Source organism: Prevotella sp. LCP21S3_D2 (assembly GCF_052118345.1).
Taxonomy (GTDB): Bacteria; Bacteroidota; Bacteroidia; order Bacteroidales; family Bacteroidaceae; genus Prevotella.
This window is the reverse complement of record NZ_JBQKHJ010000080.1, coordinates 1-794: the sequence shown is the minus strand read 5'-3', so window position 1 is coordinate 794 and position 794 is coordinate 1. Positions and strand designations below refer to the sequence as shown.

General features: G+C 40.6%; 2 protein-coding genes. Both read left to right on the top strand.

The annotated features are described in order from the left end of the window. The first annotated feature begins 78 nt into the window (after positions 1–78). A complete protein-coding gene (gene tnpA / locus ACTQ16_RS16665; protein ID WP_298529082.1) occupies positions 79–441 on the top strand; it encodes an IS66 family insertion sequence element accessory protein TnpA in 363 nt (120 codons plus the stop codon). Further along, on the top strand, positions 435–767 hold the full coding sequence (gene tnpB / locus ACTQ16_RS16660; protein WP_293480932.1) for an IS66 family insertion sequence element accessory protein TnpB: 333 nt from the start codon (positions 435–437) through the stop codon (positions 765–767). The genes tnpA and tnpB overlap by 7 nt, the downstream gene beginning before the upstream one ends. Positions 768–794: the final 27 nt, after the last annotated feature.

Sequence of the window (794 nt, the reverse complement as noted above, 5' to 3'; positions counted from 1 at the left end):
GTAAGCGTCCAAAAACGGATTTGGTGATTTGAGAAAGAAGATGTAACTTTGTCGCCAGTAATTTTAAACGTAAGTAAAATGTACAGCGACAAAGACTTTCAGACATTCTGGTTCCGCTACAAGACGGAAGGGGAGCCACATGGAATTTCAATTAATTCCTTTTGTATTAACCAAGGTGTTCCATACAAGCAATTCTATGCGTGGTTCAAGAAGCATGCCAAGGATACTGTTATCCCTGTTGAAATAGAAGGAGCACCTACAGATGAAGAGACAGATGATGTTGAAGTCCCATCTCAGCCAGCATCCAAGCCCCAAAAAAAGAAGTCGAAGGGTGGCATACTCATTACCATCCAAACGACGGATGGTTTGTTTGTCAAGAAGGGTGGGCTTGACTATGCCGGCATGAAGGACTTAGTGTCTAGATTGGAGGGATTATGCTAAGGCTCTCAGGTCTTGACAACTTCTACTACTTACCCATGCTTCATGATATGAGGTACAAGGGGCCTCGTCTCTCTGAGATCATACGTAATATATATCATCGTGACCCTCTCAATGGTGACATCTATATTTATATGTCTCGTGACCGACGAACGATAAGGTTGTTTCAATATAAGCATCATGTCTATGACCTTCACGAACGTACTTTCAGCAATGAATATCGATTTAAGAAAGTTGTACTTCGAGAAGGAGTTCCTACCTATAAGATGGATTGGAAGACCGTGATGATAGTATTGGAATCGCCTGTTATAAAGCAGATTAGAGCATAATTCGTATTTAAGTATAATTAACTAATA

Bases quoted from the DNA above. Each gene is read 5' to 3' on its own strand.
- tnpA (WP_298529082.1), top strand. From the start codon at position 79: ATGTACAGCGACAAAGACTTTCAGACATTCTGGTTCCGCTACAAGACG.
- tnpB (WP_293480932.1), top strand. From the start codon at position 435: ATGCTAAGGCTCTCAGGTCTTGACAACTTCTACTACTTACCCATGCTT.